Source organism: Pedobacter sp. MR2016-19, assembly GCF_014947265.1.
Lineage (GTDB): Bacteria > Bacteroidota > Bacteroidia > Sphingobacteriales > Sphingobacteriaceae > Pedobacter.
The window spans coordinates 20760-34703 of the sequence record NZ_JADCNK010000004.1; the positions used below are offsets into that span (position 1 = coordinate 20760).

17 protein-coding genes are annotated in these 13944 nt (G+C 37.6%); 14 read left to right on the top strand and 3 right to left on the bottom strand.

Translation table 11 applies throughout. The annotated features are described in order from the left end of the window. The first annotated feature begins 67 nt into the window (after positions 1-67). Positions 68-331 carry a hypothetical protein gene (locus IM793_RS07040; protein ID WP_193420370.1) on the top strand — a complete coding sequence of 88 codons (264 nt, stop codon included), beginning with the start codon at positions 68-70 and terminating at the stop codon, positions 329-331. Between the two features lie 128 nt (positions 332-459). Then, on the top strand, positions 460-735 hold the full coding sequence (locus tag IM793_RS07045) for a hypothetical protein (protein WP_193420371.1): 276 nt from the start codon (positions 460-462) through the stop codon (positions 733-735). Positions 736-1138: 403 nt separating this feature from the next. Here IM793_RS07045 and IM793_RS07050 read toward each other — a convergent pair whose 3' ends face one another. Continuing rightward, positions 1139-1333 (bottom strand): YtxH domain-containing protein, encoded by a 195-nt coding sequence (locus IM793_RS07050; RefSeq protein ID WP_193420372.1) that lies wholly within the window; start codon positions 1331-1333, stop codon positions 1139-1141. A 10-nt stretch (positions 1334-1343) separates the two neighbouring features. Further along, positions 1344-1706: a hypothetical protein gene (locus IM793_RS07055; RefSeq protein WP_193420373.1), complete on the bottom strand. Its 363-nt coding sequence runs from the start codon at positions 1704-1706 to the stop codon at positions 1344-1346. A gap of 191 nt (positions 1707-1897) precedes the next feature. On the opposite strand from IM793_RS07055, the gene IM793_RS07060 reads away from it, so the two are divergent. Next, positions 1898-4507 carry a glucosidase gene (locus tag IM793_RS07060; protein WP_193420374.1) on the top strand — a complete coding sequence of 870 codons (2610 nt, stop codon included), beginning with the start codon at positions 1898-1900 and terminating at the stop codon, positions 4505-4507. 124 nt (positions 4508-4631) lie between these two features. Next, positions 4632-5975, top strand: coding sequence for a deoxyguanosinetriphosphate triphosphohydrolase (locus tag IM793_RS07065; RefSeq protein WP_193420375.1), 1344 nt, complete (start codon positions 4632-4634; stop codon positions 5973-5975). 220 nt (positions 5976-6195) lie between these two features. On the opposite strand, the gene IM793_RS07070 is transcribed toward IM793_RS07065, so the two are convergent. After that, entirely contained in the window at positions 6196-6807 is a 612-nt protein-coding gene (locus IM793_RS07070; protein WP_121283871.1) for a hypothetical protein, read from the bottom strand. Positions 6808-6979: 172 nt separating this feature from the next. Between IM793_RS07070 and IM793_RS07075 the strand changes: the two genes are divergently transcribed. The 10 genes from IM793_RS07075 (at position 6980) to rplW (ending at position 13931) form a co-directional block, all read left to right on the top strand. Then, entirely contained in the window at positions 6980-8236 is a 1257-nt protein-coding gene (locus IM793_RS07075) for a prephenate dehydrogenase (RefSeq protein WP_193420376.1), read from the top strand. A gap of 9 nt (positions 8237-8245) precedes the next feature. Then, complete coding sequence (locus IM793_RS07080; protein ID WP_193420377.1) at positions 8246-8839, top strand: hypothetical protein; 594 nt, start codon at positions 8246-8248, stop codon at positions 8837-8839. A 79-nt stretch (positions 8840-8918) separates the two neighbouring features. Next, on the top strand, positions 8919-9125 hold the full coding sequence (locus IM793_RS07085; RefSeq protein ID WP_193420378.1) for a hypothetical protein: 207 nt from the start codon (positions 8919-8921) through the stop codon (positions 9123-9125). Next, positions 9119-9409 carry a type II toxin-antitoxin system RelE/ParE family toxin gene (locus IM793_RS07090; RefSeq protein ID WP_193420379.1) on the top strand — a complete coding sequence of 97 codons (291 nt, stop codon included), beginning with the start codon at positions 9119-9121 and terminating at the stop codon, positions 9407-9409. The genes IM793_RS07085 and IM793_RS07090 overlap by 7 nt, the downstream gene beginning before the upstream one ends. 119 nt (positions 9410-9528) lie before the next feature. Beyond that, positions 9529-10362, top strand: coding sequence for a sulfite exporter TauE/SafE family protein (locus IM793_RS07095; RefSeq protein ID WP_121283868.1), 834 nt, complete (start codon positions 9529-9531; stop codon positions 10360-10362). After that, positions 10362-10757 carry a DUF1634 domain-containing protein gene (locus IM793_RS07100; RefSeq protein WP_193420380.1) on the top strand — a complete coding sequence of 132 codons (396 nt, stop codon included), beginning with the start codon at positions 10362-10364 and terminating at the stop codon, positions 10755-10757. The genes IM793_RS07095 and IM793_RS07100 overlap by 1 nt, the downstream gene beginning before the upstream one ends. A gap of 90 nt (positions 10758-10847) precedes the next feature. Then, positions 10848-12107 (top strand): hypothetical protein, encoded by a 1260-nt coding sequence (locus tag IM793_RS07105; protein WP_193420381.1) that lies wholly within the window; start codon positions 10848-10850, stop codon positions 12105-12107. Positions 12108-12387: 280 nt separating this feature from the next. Further along, positions 12388-13005, top strand: coding sequence for a 50S ribosomal protein L3 (rplC, locus tag IM793_RS07110; protein WP_121284591.1), 618 nt, complete (start codon positions 12388-12390; stop codon positions 13003-13005). Between the two features lie 4 nt (positions 13006-13009). Beyond that, positions 13010-13639, top strand: coding sequence for a 50S ribosomal protein L4 (gene rplD, locus IM793_RS07115; RefSeq protein WP_121283865.1), 630 nt, complete (start codon positions 13010-13012; stop codon positions 13637-13639). A gap of 1 nt (position 13640) precedes the next feature. Continuing rightward, positions 13641-13931: a 50S ribosomal protein L23 gene (gene rplW, locus IM793_RS07120; protein WP_025145221.1), complete on the top strand. Its 291-nt coding sequence runs from the start codon at positions 13641-13643 to the stop codon at positions 13929-13931. Positions 13932-13944: the final 13 nt, after the last annotated feature.

Sequence of the window (13944 nt, forward strand, 5' to 3'; positions counted from 1 at the left end):
GAACAGAAAAGGTCTCGATGCAAATCGAGGCCTTTTTTTATGCAATGCAAATTCCAAAACAAAAGCTGTGCAGACTGGTTGTACTTATATGACTAGTAAGGATAAGGAACAAGAAGAATTACCAATTGAGGGACAGGATTTTGCCGACCCAAAGGAAGAACTAACAAATAAACCTTCTTCACATGGGGAAGTGGCCAATCAAAAAGGCGGTGATTTTTCAGAACTGGAAAAAAGTAGAATGGAAAATCCACCAAAACATCGTGATGAAAATGGATCAACTAAAGACGATTTGGATAGTAGTACAGAGATTGATCAAAGTGAGGGTGTATAGTAACTGCAATTGAATGGCGGATCGATAAGATGAGGTGGAAAGACTGGGCAATATATAATGGGATCTGTTAAACTTTTTTTATTGCACCAATGTTGTTAAAGGAGATTATCTACAAATAAAAAATGGCTATGGAAAGTAACGAAAATAAAAATGTTGATCCTAATGCTGGGGTTAACCACAATGATGAGCACATAGAATGGGATAATGGAGAGGCTACTTACGGCCATAAACGCACTGATTTTAAACGTAAGGATGAACCAGAGGCATCACATTTATTGAAAACAGAAAATGATCCTAATCATACCGTAAATGAAAATTTAAATAATTCGAATTTAAGTCAGGGTGAAGACATTGGAAACAGAAACAAGAATAATGAGAAGGGGTTAAGTGGGAAAGATTTATGATTTAGTTATAAAGAGACTATTCTTATAGAATAATCCCTTTACAAGACTTATGCATTTTCCGGTAGATGGAATTTATTTAGGATTCGACAACTGTAATGCGTTAATTAAGTAGCAAATGCCCTTAAATAGTTAGTTAATGATTTTTTAATCTTTGTCGCGAATCCTACAGCATAGCAAATTTCAGGAACTTATAGTCAATTCACAAAGAATATGGTTTTAATATATTGATATATATCAATATTTTGCCGGTGTAATAGTTAACCCAAACTTGATTAATTAGCAGCCTTTAAGGTCTGGTAAATACTTTCATTTTCAGTAGTGACACTCACCCCTATGGTGCAACGGAAAGCTCCGTAGTAACCATGCCTTAAGCGGGGTATTTATTTGAGTGACAATCTAAACATTAATATAAATCGCTGGTTTGCCGATAATCCTGCTTTATTTTTGTGGCGTAATTATTAATTTCATCAACATATTCCGGAACTTTTTCCTTAAAGTCATCAATTAAAGATTTCCCATCAGTTGCACGCTTTTTTGTGGCGTATTTAAAACCGTATACTGCTGCTGCGCCTAAAATTGCATATTTTAATAATCCCATAACTGTCTCTTTATATTCCTGTATTTAATGCATGGTTTTCATCATCCTCATTGATGCCGGCATTTGCTTTAAAATCTTCAGATGAACTCCCGGTATGGCTTTCGGAACTCTGTATGGTTGGGTTTTTATCAGCACTGTTATATGCATCATCGCTAAGCGAATCTTTACCCTGTGTACCAGAATTATCGAAACCATCTTTTGCTAAAGCATTGCCTTTAATCAGTTCGCTTGGTTCTTTACCAAAAGCGGTTATAACATTGGTATCATTACCCTCTTCGTAAGCTTTCTGCACATCAGATTTTTCTTCTTTTCCACCATCTGGTCCTACGTAACCCTCAGTGTGTTCTTCCTTATTATAGATGCTCGTTTTCATATAAATAAATTAAATCTCATTTAAACAACGTTTCTGAAACCAAAAGGTTTGTATTTTATTATTGAGTTCGTGACTTAAAACTTAGAATATATTTACTTTAATCATGGATATTTAACTTCATATTAATAAGCTGAAAGCTAACTGGTAATTGGTATAGTTTTAGCAAGTGGACTATTAGCTAATATTGAAATATGAACAAGGCAGAGCAAAATCGGATTAATCAACAATATGCCAATCAAAAAGCATGGCTTAAGTGGGGGCCATACCTTACTGAGCGACAGTGGGGAACTGTGAGGGAAGATTATAGCCCCAATGGAAATGCCTGGGATTTTACAACGCATGATACAGCGAGGAGTAAAGCCTTTAGGTGGGGTGAGGAAGGATTAGCGGGCATAAGTGATGATCAGCAACTGCTTTGTGTAGGGTTAGCTTTATGGAATGGCAAGGATGCTATTTTAAAAGAACGGCTTTTTGGTTTGAACAATTCAGAGGGTAATCATGGAGAAGATGTTAAAGAACTTTATTATTATTTGGATAATACGCCCATGCATACCTATATGCAAATGTTGTATAAATACCCACAGTCTGCTTTCCCTTATGCTAAACTTGTAGATGAAAATGCCAAACGATCCAGACAGGAACCCGAATTTGAATTGATGGATACAGGTATATTTGATGAAGATAAATATTTTGATGTTTTTATCAATTATGTAAAAAATGATGTGGATGATTTGCTCATTAATTACACCATTTTTAATAGAAGCAATGAAGATGCCAATCTTCATATTTTACCACAGTTATGGTACCGTAACAACTGGGGTTGGGATGGTGCTACAGCTAAGCCTGCAATTAGCAGTATTGGACAAAATAAATTGCTTTTGCATTCAGAAAAGCTAGGTAAATTTTATTGTTATGCAGATGGTAAACCTGAATTTTTATTTACCGATAATGAAACCAATAATGAACGTTTATATCAATCAGCAAACGCATCAGATTTTGTAAAGGATGGTATAAACGACTATTTGATAAACGGGAATAGAAAGGCCATAAATCCTGCCAAAACAGGAACCAAAGTCGCAGTTCATTATACCAAGCTCATTCCTGCAAAACAAAGCATCAGCATAAAATTAAGATTAAGCTGTAACCAGTTAGAAGCACCATTTGAAGATTATGATCAGATTTTTGAAGTGCGTAAAAAAGAAGCCAATGAGTTTTATGCAGATAAATACGCTGTGGATTGCAGTGATGAAGAAAAAATGCTGCAACGGCAAGCTTGGGCGGGTATTTTATGGAATAAGCAGTATTATAATTATGATGTAAATGCCTGGTTAAAGGGCGATGCGGGTTTACCTAAACCAGCACAAGAAAGAGCATGTGGTAGAAATTACCATTGGAGCCATTTTACGGCTAATGATATTATTTTAATGCCTGATAAGTGGGAATACCCTTGGTTTGCTGCCTGGGATCTTGCTTTTCATTGCATAGCGCTTGCGCCTGTAGATCCCGATTTTGCCAAACAGCAATTGCGATTGTTATTAAACAATAGTTATATCCATCCAAACGGACAATTACCCGCATACGAATGGGATTTTACAGATGCAAATCCGCCGGTGCATGCATTGGCTTCTTACAAGGTTTACCTGGTAGATAAGAAAATAAAAGGAACCGGTGATTTAAAGTTTTTAGAAGAGGTATTTCAGCGCCTACTCCTCAACTTCACCTGGTGGGTTAACCAAAAAGATAGCGAGGGGAACAATATTTTTGAAGGTGGCTTTCTGGGGCTTGATAACATTGGGGTGTTTAACCGCAGTGAGCCCGTTCCCGGTGGTGGTTTTTTGGAGCAAGCTGATGGCACCAGCTGGATGGCTATGTACGCTTTGAATATGCTTCAAATAAGTATAGAACTAGCCTTACACGATCCGTTATATGAAGATATGGCAATAAAATTTGCACAACATTTTTTATTTATTGCCGGATCAATTGATAATATGGGCGATCATCACATTGGATTATGGGATGATCATGATGGTTTTTACTACGATTTATTACGTAATCCCAATGGAGATTGGGATCGGTTACGCCTTCGCTCTCTTGTCGGTTTGATCCCCATGTTCGCGGTAATCGTTTTTAGCGATAAAGATTGGAAAGACTTGCCAAAACTTAGGTCTCATTTGGAGGCTTTTATGCTTCAACGACCTGATTTGGTACAGTTAGTGAGCCATTGGGCAGATAAAAGTGGAAATGATAAACACTTGTTTTCGCTTTTGCGTGGCCATAGGATGAAAATGCTTTTGCGCAGAATGTTGGATACTACCGAGTTCCTCTCTGATTTTGGTATTCGATCGGTTTCTAAAATTTATGAAACACAGCCTTTTAGTTACTGGTTAAATGGAAGTGATTATTCTGTAAAGTACACACCTGCAGAAAGTGATACAGGTATGTTTGGTGGAAACAGCAATTGGCGCGGACCAATTTGGATGCCTCTAAACTATTTATTAGTTGATGCCTTAAAACATTTTCACGAATACTATACAGATGATTTTAGGGTAGAATATCCAACAGGTTCGAACGACTATTTCTCACTGAATGAAATTGCAGATTTGTTGAGCAAAAGGATGAAAAATTTATTCCTTAAAAATGATAAGGGTGAGCGTGCGGCATTTGGAGGCTATCCCAAATTAAATCACGACGAGCATTTTAAAGATTACATTTTATATTACGAGTACTTTAACGGTGACAATGGAAAAGGCCTGGGCGCTAGCCATCAAACCGGGTGGACTGCTTTGATTGCCCTTTTATAGACGTAAAAATTATTCATACCATGTATTACACTCGATAGGCTTAAAAAATCAAAGGTTTTAAAAACGAATCTTTTTATTAAAGCAGCACCTGAATCATTAACTTCGCCCAAAATTAATTGAACGCATGGAGTGGAAATATTTACTATCGAATAAAAGGTACGGACAGGAACAATATGGTGCCAGTACTGATCGTGCGCGTTCTGATTTCCAGCGTGATTATGACCGGTTAATTTTTTCATCTCCATTTAGAAGATTGCAGAACAAAACCCAGGTTTTCCCCTTGCCGGGAAGTGTTTTTGTTCACAATCGCCTTACGCATAGTTTGGAGGTGGCAAGTGTGGCCCGTTCAATGGCAAATATATTTTTAAAAAGTATAGAAGAACATCAGCCGCAACTCATTAAAGATGTTCCTTTAATTAATGAAGTTGGTAATATTGTGGCTGCTGCTGCTTTAGCACACGATTTGGGTAACCCGGCTTTTGGCCATTCAGGAGAAGCAGCCATCTCGCGCTACTTTACCGATGGTGATGGTAAGGTTTACCAGAAAGAAATGAGCGAAACACAATGGCACGACTTGATTAATTTCGAAGGAAATGCCAATGCCATCCGCATTCTTACTCATCCGCTAAAGGGAAAAGGAAATGATGCCTATGCGCTTACTTATTCTACTTTGGCCTCTATAGCTAAATATCCATGTGCATCAATTGCTGGTAAACAAAAAGGCCTTTTGCACCGTAAAAAATACGGTTTCTTCCAGTCAGAAGAAGCGAGTTTTAAAAAGATTGCAGCCGAACTTCACCTGACGCAGGAAGATAATGAATACCTCATTTATAAACGCCATCCTTTGGTTTACCTGGTAGAAGCTGCTGATGATATTTGTTACAGCATCATTGATCTGGAAGATGCACACCGTTTAAAAATCCTGTCGTACGAAGAGGTGAAAAACTACCTGTTACCTTTTGCCAATTCAACAACAATAGAAGAACGTTTAAAAAATGATTACGAAGACGATGATGCCAAAATTGGTCTGCTCCGTGCTAAAGCGATTAATACCTTGACAAACCAATGTGCATCCATATTTTTTAGAGAACAAGAAAAACTATTAAAGGGTGAACTTAACCATAGTTTAACCGATTTACTACCCGAGCCCTACATTTCGGCCTGGAAAGCTGTTGAAAAAATCTCAGTAGAGCGCATATACAATTTCTCGTCGGTTATACAGAAAGAGGTGGCAGGTTACAAAATTATGGCTGGTTTATTAGAAGAGTTTGTTCCTGCACTTATTCATAATAATACACACTATTACAAAAAACTGGTTAAACTTATTCCTAAACAGTATCATACCGATTTGACCGATATTTATTCTATTATACAGAGTGTACTGGACTTTGTTTCTGGAATGACAGACCTATACGCTGTAGATTTATACAGGAATATTAAGGGAATATCTTTCCCGTCAGAAACCTAAGCTATGGCTTTTAGGTAAAATATTCCCGCATACAATTTTGTAAATTGAAGGAACTGGTATCTCGCTTCGGTCGGCTTATGTGGCCAAACGTCGCTACTATGTGTTTCAGTGGTGTCAGATGTTGCCATCTGACACTCATTCAATTTGAACAATCTGGTCATTGTGCCAGATACAAGCAAATTTCTACGTGTTGATCTGCGCATCTGTGGCTAGATCTTTTTTATCTTCCCCGGCCATCATCCCATTTATTCCGTTCGTCCTGAAGCTCACGGGCAAGTTTCATTTCTTTATCTTTTGCCTTTACTTTATGCGCCTGAAATTCATCGGCTACTTCCTGATAAAGCGATGTTCTGTACTTTGCTTCGTGCCTTAATTTGCCAGATTGGAAAATAACAAAGGCCAAGCCTATACCTAACAGAATAATAATTGTCCACACAATAGTATTATAAGTGCCTTTATCAAAAGAAATTCCTAAAAACTTAATTTCGTTAACCGAAGCGGTAGCATTGGCCAGCGAACTCTCTTTTCCGGTTACTTCTCCTTTTAAACTCGAAATATTGCCTGCCTGTGCCTTAATTTCCTGCCTGGCTTCCTGCAATTGCTTGCGTTCCTTTTTCAGCGTATCGTTAACACTTTTCCATAAAGATGATAACCTTGAAGGATTGATCAATCTTGCGCCATACAAACTTTTAGATTTTTTTAACATGAACTGATACTGTCCATTTAGAGATGGATCAGTATTCTTTGTCGTGTCTGGCTTAACTTGCCCAAACGCAACGTTTAAAAATAGCATAGCGCCTAAAAACAATAGGGTGTGTTTAATTTTCTGCATAGTTTAAATATAGGTGTTTGAATGTAAAACTACATTTTTATCTATTTCCCTGTTTAATATTTTTAGGTGAAGTTTAGGAACGATAGATCAAAATGTTTGTGTTTAACATGTTAAATAACAATTTTATCTAAGTTTTATTATAAAATTATTTGCGATAGGTTACATTTGTTTCATGCAAATAGGAATTATTGGTTTAGGCGATATGGGCAAATTGTACGCTTTATCGTTTGTAAATGCAGGTTATAAAGTATTTGGGGCAGATATGCCTTTACGTTTTGCAGATTTAAAGAATGAGCTGGAACCAAAAGGAATCGAAGTTTTAATTGATGGCCATGAGGTAGCACGTAAATCTGACTTTATTATCTATTGCGTTGAGGCCGAAAAAATTGATGAAGTGGTAGCTGTTTTTGCACGCTCTACTAAATATGGTGCAATTGTTTCGGGCCAAACATCGGTTAAACATCCGGAAATTGCTGCTTTTGAAAAATACCTTCCAAAAGATACACAGATTGTAACTTGCCATTCTTTGCATGGTCCTGCTTTTAGCCCTGAGGGGCAAACACTGGTGGTAGTGCGTCATCGTGCTACAGATGAGGTTTATGCACAGGCCCTTGAGATCTATAAATCTTTAAAATCGAACATTATTGAAATGGACGATTACAGGGAACACGATCGTATTGTAGCCGATACACAGGCTGTAACGCACATGGGTTTTGAGAGCATGGGTTCTGCCTGGAAAAATGCTGGTTTCTTCCCATGGGATAATCCTGCCTATGCGGGTGGGATTGATAATGTAAAAATATTGACTACCCTGAGAATTTTTAGTTATAAATCTCACATTTATGCAGGTCTGGCCATTTTAAACCCTTATGCACAAAAACAGGTAAAATATTATGCCCAGGCAGAATCTGAACTGTTTAAGCTGATGATCTGTGAAAATGAAGCTGAGTTTAGGGAAAAGATCTATGCGGCCCGCGATTTTGTTTTTCATGAAAGTCGTTCGCTTTTACTGTTGGATGATAAGATCATGAAAGAATTCAGTCTATCGGATGCCAGCCATAAGCAAAAACCCAATTCACATTTAAGTTTGTTGAGTATGGTATATGCCTGGTATAAAATGGGTGTAAATCCTTACGATAATCTGATCTGCCAAACGCCTCCTTTTAAATTGAGATTGGGTATTGCCGAATATCTTTTCAAGAACGAAGAAATGCTCGAAGAATCGATTCATACCGCCTTATATGATAAATCTATTCGTGGTGATGATTTGGAATTCCATACCGCCGTGCACGAATGGGCATCGATTATTGGTTATGGTGATTTAAAAGGGTACAAAGAACATTTCGAAGCTGCCAAATCATTTTTTGCCAACCGTTTAAATGATGGCAGGGATTTGAGTGCAGAAATGATTAAGCGATTAGGTAAGTAACCACTGAGGATGAAAACCATTTTAAATAAACCTGAGCTGGTTTCGCTGCTGGAGCGAGAACTAAAAGAGATAGAAATACTTTGTGATGAGTACGATAGCGGAAACGAATCTGTTATCTATCCGATTGCAGAGCGAATCGTGGTGATTTTCCATAACTCCGATCAGGCAAAAGCATTGGTAAGTCAGCTTAAATTAAGTCATCTCGATCTGTATTGCAGTTCTGAGATTTACAACTCCAAAAGTCTCACCAATTTTATCGGATTGTTAAAACTGACACATCGTGCTGAAAAGGGGTGGAGTTATTCGGCCAAATTAGATCGTTCTGCTTTAACAACCGTATCGCAAGAAAACTGGTGGAACAATAAAAAAGTGATTGTCGATTCGGATGGTTTGCCTTTTACCAGAGCTAAAATAATTAAATCGCTGGCTAATTCCGTTCCGATATCGCTAAACACTTCAGGTTGGACGGTTAAAGATGCTGAAGGCAACAAATCTACTATTTCTCCAATAGCCGAAACAGTAAGGCAAATTGCTTTTGAACTAATTGAAAGTTTTCGGGGTGTTGATTTGAATAAAGAAAGTAAGCTTTATTATAAATCTTAATTAAGTTCAACAAAAAATTGACAATAATACAATCTCAACAATCAAACAATTCTGCCTTTTATTTTTTAACTTTATTATTATGATCACTTTAACTGTAAATATCGACAATAAGAAATCAGAAAGAGCTGTTAAGGCTGTTTTAGATGCTTTAGGCTTAAATTATAATGTTGATAAGCCTCAAACCCTGGAGCAGTATAATGCCGATCTGGAAGAAGGGAATTCTGAAATAGAAAAGGGAAACTTTATTTCTGCTGATCAGTTGAAAGCCGAAGCCAGTAAATGGTAGTTGTTTGGAGTTATAGAGCAAGATTAGAACTAAAAAAGGTTTTTGATTACATTGCTTTAGACTCTTTAAAATATGCCATACTAGTGCGTGGTGAACTTATTGATTTAACAATTGCGCTTAGTGAAAATCCCGAGAAATATCCTTTGGATAAATATAAAATAAATAATGATGGCAGTTGGCGGGCCTTCGAAAAATATCGTTACCGCATATCATATAAAATTACTGCTAACCAAATCCGTATAGTCCGGTTACGTCATAGCAGTAAATCTCCTTTACATTATTAGCATCTCTTGTAAGCCTTCCATTTTTCCAACTCCATCTTACATCATCCATATAACATATAGACTTTATTTTATTCGCTTAATCTTTCGTTTCCCAAAAACAGTGCATTATATTTGCCCGCATGTCGGTATTGCTGTTTACGATTATCGTTTTATTAGGTGCTTTTTTAGCCGGATTATTAGGTTCGCTAACCGGTTTAGGCGGAGGGGTAATTATTATTCCATTACTTACTTTAGCCCTGGGTGTAGATATTCATTATGCCATTGGTGCATCTATTGTTTCGGTAATTGCTACCTCTTCAGGCTCGGCTGCAGCTTATGTAAAAGAAGGGATTACGAATATCCGGATCGGGATGTTTTTAGAGATCGCTACCACGATAGGGGCAGTTTGTGGAGCAATTGTAGCCGTTTACCTCAATGCCAATTACATTGCCATTCTTTTTGGCTGTATCCTCATCTTTTCTGCCATCATGACTTTAAAGAAAAAGGTAGACCATAGCACTCTGGATGATACCGATAAATGGGCCAAATTTTTTAAACTGAACGGGTCGTTTCCCGATAAAGGCGTTGATCATCCTTATGCTGTAAAACATGTGCCTGGAGGTTTTTTAATGATGCTTTTTGCAGGAACATTATCCGGATTACTGGGCATTGGAAGTGGAGCTTTAAAAGTAATCGCGATGGATAATATCATGCGTTTACCCTTTAAGGTATCAACCACCACCAGTAACTTTATGATGGGTGTTACCGCTGCAGCAAGTGCGGTGGTGTACCTGCACCGGGGGCAGATTGATCCTGGTATTGCCATGCCAGTCTGTATCGGGGTTTTAACAGGCGCTTCTTTAGGCTCTAAAGTTTTATTAAAGGCAAAAACAGATAAACTGAAAATTGTATTTGCCGTAGTGGTTGCCTTTTTGGCCTTGCAGATGATTTATAAAGGAATAAGCGGATTATAATGGGTACAGGAAAAAAAGAAAATCTGAATGATAAAGATATCCAGGTAATTCTGGGGACACTTTTGCGTGCAGGCGTAATCATTTCAATGAGCATTGTGTTAATCGGTGGCGCCATTTTCCTCATCCATAATAAAGGGGCTGTTACCAACTATAAAGTTTTTAAACCCGAGCTTAACAATTTTTCTTCTATCGCTGCGATATTTAAAGGTGTATTAACCTTTCAGGGTGATGCCATTGTGCAGTTTGGTATCCTCATGCTTATTTTTACGCCGATTGCCCGCATTGTTTTCGCTATTTTTAGCTTTTTAATAGAGCGCGATTACCTTTACGTACTCATTGGGGTAATTATTTTAACCATCATAACCATCAGTTTAAATGGAGGGATAGCGCACTAAGTTTTCTGTTCCCATCTTTTTTTTAAAATCTCTTTAAAATATTTAGTTAAAGCACTAAAATTGTAATCAGAAATTTTTAATACAGATCCAATGGCGAAATCAGGTAAAGTTGTTCAATTATTCCAAAAACCAGAGAATTTTATCAAAACCCGAGCCAGGGAATTGCAGTTGGGCAGCTGTTATATCAATTTCGACTGGGAAGAATCCGGTATTGCAAGTGCGTTGGTAAGCCGGAAACATACCAATGGAAACGTTACTCTGGGCTTTTATCTCATTGATCTGAAATGTTTGGGGATTAAGGATGCATTTTTTAAATTTAATGTAGGTGTAGACGAGATGTTCGACCTCGTAGACCAAATGAATGGGGTTGAGATCGAATATGAAAAAATACATAACATTATTTATGGTGCAGAAGCTTTTGCCAACGATTGTGGCTTCAAACCGCATAAAGAGTGGACAGTAACCCAATTTATATTAGCAGAAGACGATGACAGTATCCCATTAATCGAAATCGAATTTGGCGAAGGTGGTGTGCCGGCCTTTTTTGTTGGCCCTTATGATAATCCTGCTAAAGTAAATCAGATACTGGCCACCTTAGATAAAAATGTTGGAGTGGGCAATTACCTGTTTTATAATGATGAAGATGAGTTTGAGGATGATGAAATTACTGAAGGTGGTGATGAGCAAAGTTTCAAGCAGGTATACCATACTTTTACCAGCGCCTACCGTGATAAATTTGAGGGCAGTAGCACAGTTACCTTAGATAAAGACCATATTGCCGAAATTTGGGGCCAAAAAGTGGATTTGGGACTTTACAGCCTCAATGATGAACTGGATGATCGTATTATTGAATATGCCGAAGAATATGAGGCGATTTTTGAGGACAAAAGCCTCGAAAGTATCAGTCAAATTCATGCTTTGCTGATCCAAAATCCTGATATGCCATTATTTTACGCAGAATTATTTTTGCAATATAAAATGATGGGACTTCATGGAAAGGCCGATGCCATGGCTAAAAAGGGGATGCAGCTTTTCCCTGATTTCTTATACTTAAGGTTTTATGTGGCCCATGCCGCAATGGTTGATGGTGAATTGGAAAAGGGTTTAAAGTTATTGAATAAAAAGTATAACGTTGATGAAGCATTCCCACAGCGGACAGCATTTGCCGAAGGCGAGTTTATGCTTTTTTATGCTGCATTATGCCAATATTTTATGGCTAATGACAGTTTAATTGATGCCATCACCTGTAGCGATGCGCTGATTATTGAAGTTTATAAATACGCATGTAGCGAAAATGCGATACTTGATCTTTTATCAGTGATAAAAGCCAAACTGGGAGAGGTATACTAAAAGGCAGGTGTTGATCAAATTAAAGCATTTTTTAAACCAGGGATATGATCTAAATTGCTTTCAGTCAAATATATAGCTATGGCTTTAAACGCTCCAATAGCCCATTAACCTCACTTTTCAGGTTAAATCCCATTATATCAGCAATTTATTTGAAAAAATATTTGGCTAACTATTTGAAAATTAATAATTCTTGCCTATCTTTGCCGTCCCTTTCGGGGGATGTACAACCACCTTGAACGAAGCCCTACTGCTTCGATGGGTGTTAAAAAGAAAAGATAAAATGTCAGGAATTATTGGAAAAAAAGTAGGAATGACCAGTATCTTTGATGCCGAAGGAAGAAACATTCCTTGTACGGTAATCGAGGCTGGACCTTGTGTAGTTACACAGGTAAAAACCGAAGAAGTAGATGGTTATTCATCAATCCAACTGGGTTACGATGAGAAAAAAGAGAAAAACACAACTCAACCATTGAAAGGCCATTTCGCGAAAGCAAACACAACTCCGAAACGCAAGCTGGTAGAATTCGATTCGTTTACAACTTCACTTAATTTAGGTGATGTAGTAACCGTTGACGCATTCGCAGAAGGCGATTTTGTTGATGTTGTAGGTACCTCAAAAGGTAAAGGTTTTCAAGGTGTTGTAAAACGCCACGGATTTGCCGGTGTTGGTATGCAGACTCACGGTCAGCATAACCGTTTACGTGCCCCGGGTTCATTGGGAGCATCGTCATTCCCTTCACGTGTATTCAAAGGAATGCGCATGGCTGGAAGAACAGGTGGAGACAGGGTAAAAGTTCAAAACCTACAGGTTTTGAAAGTTTATGCTGAGCAAAACTTATTAGTAGTTAGTGGTTCCATTCCAGGAGCTAAAGGTTCTTACGTAATCTTAGACAAGTAATCAGATGGAAGTTAAAGTATTAAACATTTCAGGTAAAGAAACAGGTGCCAAGGTGCAACTTCCTGAATCGGTATTTGGTATCGAGCCTAACGACCACGCGATTTATTTAGATGTAAAACAGTATTTGGCTAACCAACGTCAAGGTACTCACAAATCTAAACAACGTAATGAGATTGCTGGTTCAACTCGCAAACTATACAAACAAAAAGGTACAGGTGGTGCCCGTGCTGGTAGCATTAAATCTCCGTTATTTAACGGTGGTGGTCGTGTTTTCGGTCCTCAGCCACGTGATTACAGTTTTAAATTGAACAAGAAATTAAAATCATTAGCACGTAAATCTGCTTTAGCTTATAAAGCAAAAGATAACAGCGTGGTAGTTTTAGAAGATTTCAACTTCGATACCATTAAAACTAAAAACTATACAAGTTTATTGGCTGCGTTAAACGTAGGTACTCAAAAAACTTTATTGGTTTTACCTGCACAAAATAATAATATCTATTTATCAAGCAGAAACGTTCAGAAAACTAAAGTGATTGCTGCAGCAGATTTGAATACATATGATGTATTAAACGCTGGTGTGCTTGTGTTAACTGCTGATTCTGTTAAAACTTTGGAGGAGGCATTTGCCAAATAATATGGAAATTTTAAAAAAACCAATATTAACCGAAAAAGCTTCAGCTTTAACTGAGAAATCTAACCGTTTCACGTTTAGCGTTAACCATAAGGCTAACAAAATCCAGATTAAAGCAGCTATTGAGAAATTGTACGGTGTAACTATCGTTGCAGTTAACACAATGGTTGTTGATGGAAAAGCTAAATCACGTTACACTAAAGCAGGTTTTGTATCTGGCCGTAGCCCGAAATACAAAAAAGCAATCGTAACGTTGAAAGACGGCGAAACAATAGATTATTACGCAACCCTTTAATTTAATAATTCAT

Bases quoted from the DNA above. Each gene is read 5' to 3' on its own strand.
- IM793_RS07045 (WP_193420371.1), top strand. From the start codon at position 460: ATGGAAAGTAACGAAAATAAAAATGTTGATCCTAATGCTGGGGTTAAC.
- IM793_RS07050 (WP_193420372.1), bottom strand. From the start codon at position 1,333: ATGGGATTATTAAAATATGCAATTTTAGGCGCAGCAGCAGTATACGGT.
- IM793_RS07055 (WP_193420373.1), bottom strand. From the start codon at position 1,706: ATGAAAACGAGCATCTATAATAAGGAAGAACACACTGAGGGTTACGTA.
- IM793_RS07060 (WP_193420374.1), top strand. From the start codon at position 1,898: ATGAACAAGGCAGAGCAAAATCGGATTAATCAACAATATGCCAATCAA.
- IM793_RS07065 (WP_193420375.1), top strand. From the start codon at position 4,632: ATGGAGTGGAAATATTTACTATCGAATAAAAGGTACGGACAGGAACAA.
- IM793_RS07070 (WP_121283871.1), bottom strand. From the start codon at position 6,807: ATGCAGAAAATTAAACACACCCTATTGTTTTTAGGCGCTATGCTATTT.
- IM793_RS07075 (WP_193420376.1), top strand. From the start codon at position 6,980: ATGCAAATAGGAATTATTGGTTTAGGCGATATGGGCAAATTGTACGCT.
- IM793_RS07080 (WP_193420377.1), top strand. From the start codon at position 8,246: ATGAAAACCATTTTAAATAAACCTGAGCTGGTTTCGCTGCTGGAGCGA.
- IM793_RS07085 (WP_193420378.1), top strand. From the start codon at position 8,919: ATGATCACTTTAACTGTAAATATCGACAATAAGAAATCAGAAAGAGCT.
- IM793_RS07090 (WP_193420379.1), top strand. From the start codon at position 9,119: ATGGTAGTTGTTTGGAGTTATAGAGCAAGATTAGAACTAAAAAAGGTT.
- IM793_RS07095 (WP_121283868.1), top strand. From the start codon at position 9,529: ATGTCGGTATTGCTGTTTACGATTATCGTTTTATTAGGTGCTTTTTTA.
- IM793_RS07100 (WP_193420380.1), top strand. From the start codon at position 10,362: ATGGGTACAGGAAAAAAAGAAAATCTGAATGATAAAGATATCCAGGTA.
- IM793_RS07105 (WP_193420381.1), top strand. From the start codon at position 10,848: ATGGCGAAATCAGGTAAAGTTGTTCAATTATTCCAAAAACCAGAGAAT.
- rplC (WP_121284591.1), top strand. From the start codon at position 12,388: ATGTCAGGAATTATTGGAAAAAAAGTAGGAATGACCAGTATCTTTGAT.
- rplD (WP_121283865.1), top strand. From the start codon at position 13,010: ATGGAAGTTAAAGTATTAAACATTTCAGGTAAAGAAACAGGTGCCAAG.
- rplW (WP_025145221.1), top strand. From the start codon at position 13,641: ATGGAAATTTTAAAAAAACCAATATTAACCGAAAAAGCTTCAGCTTTA.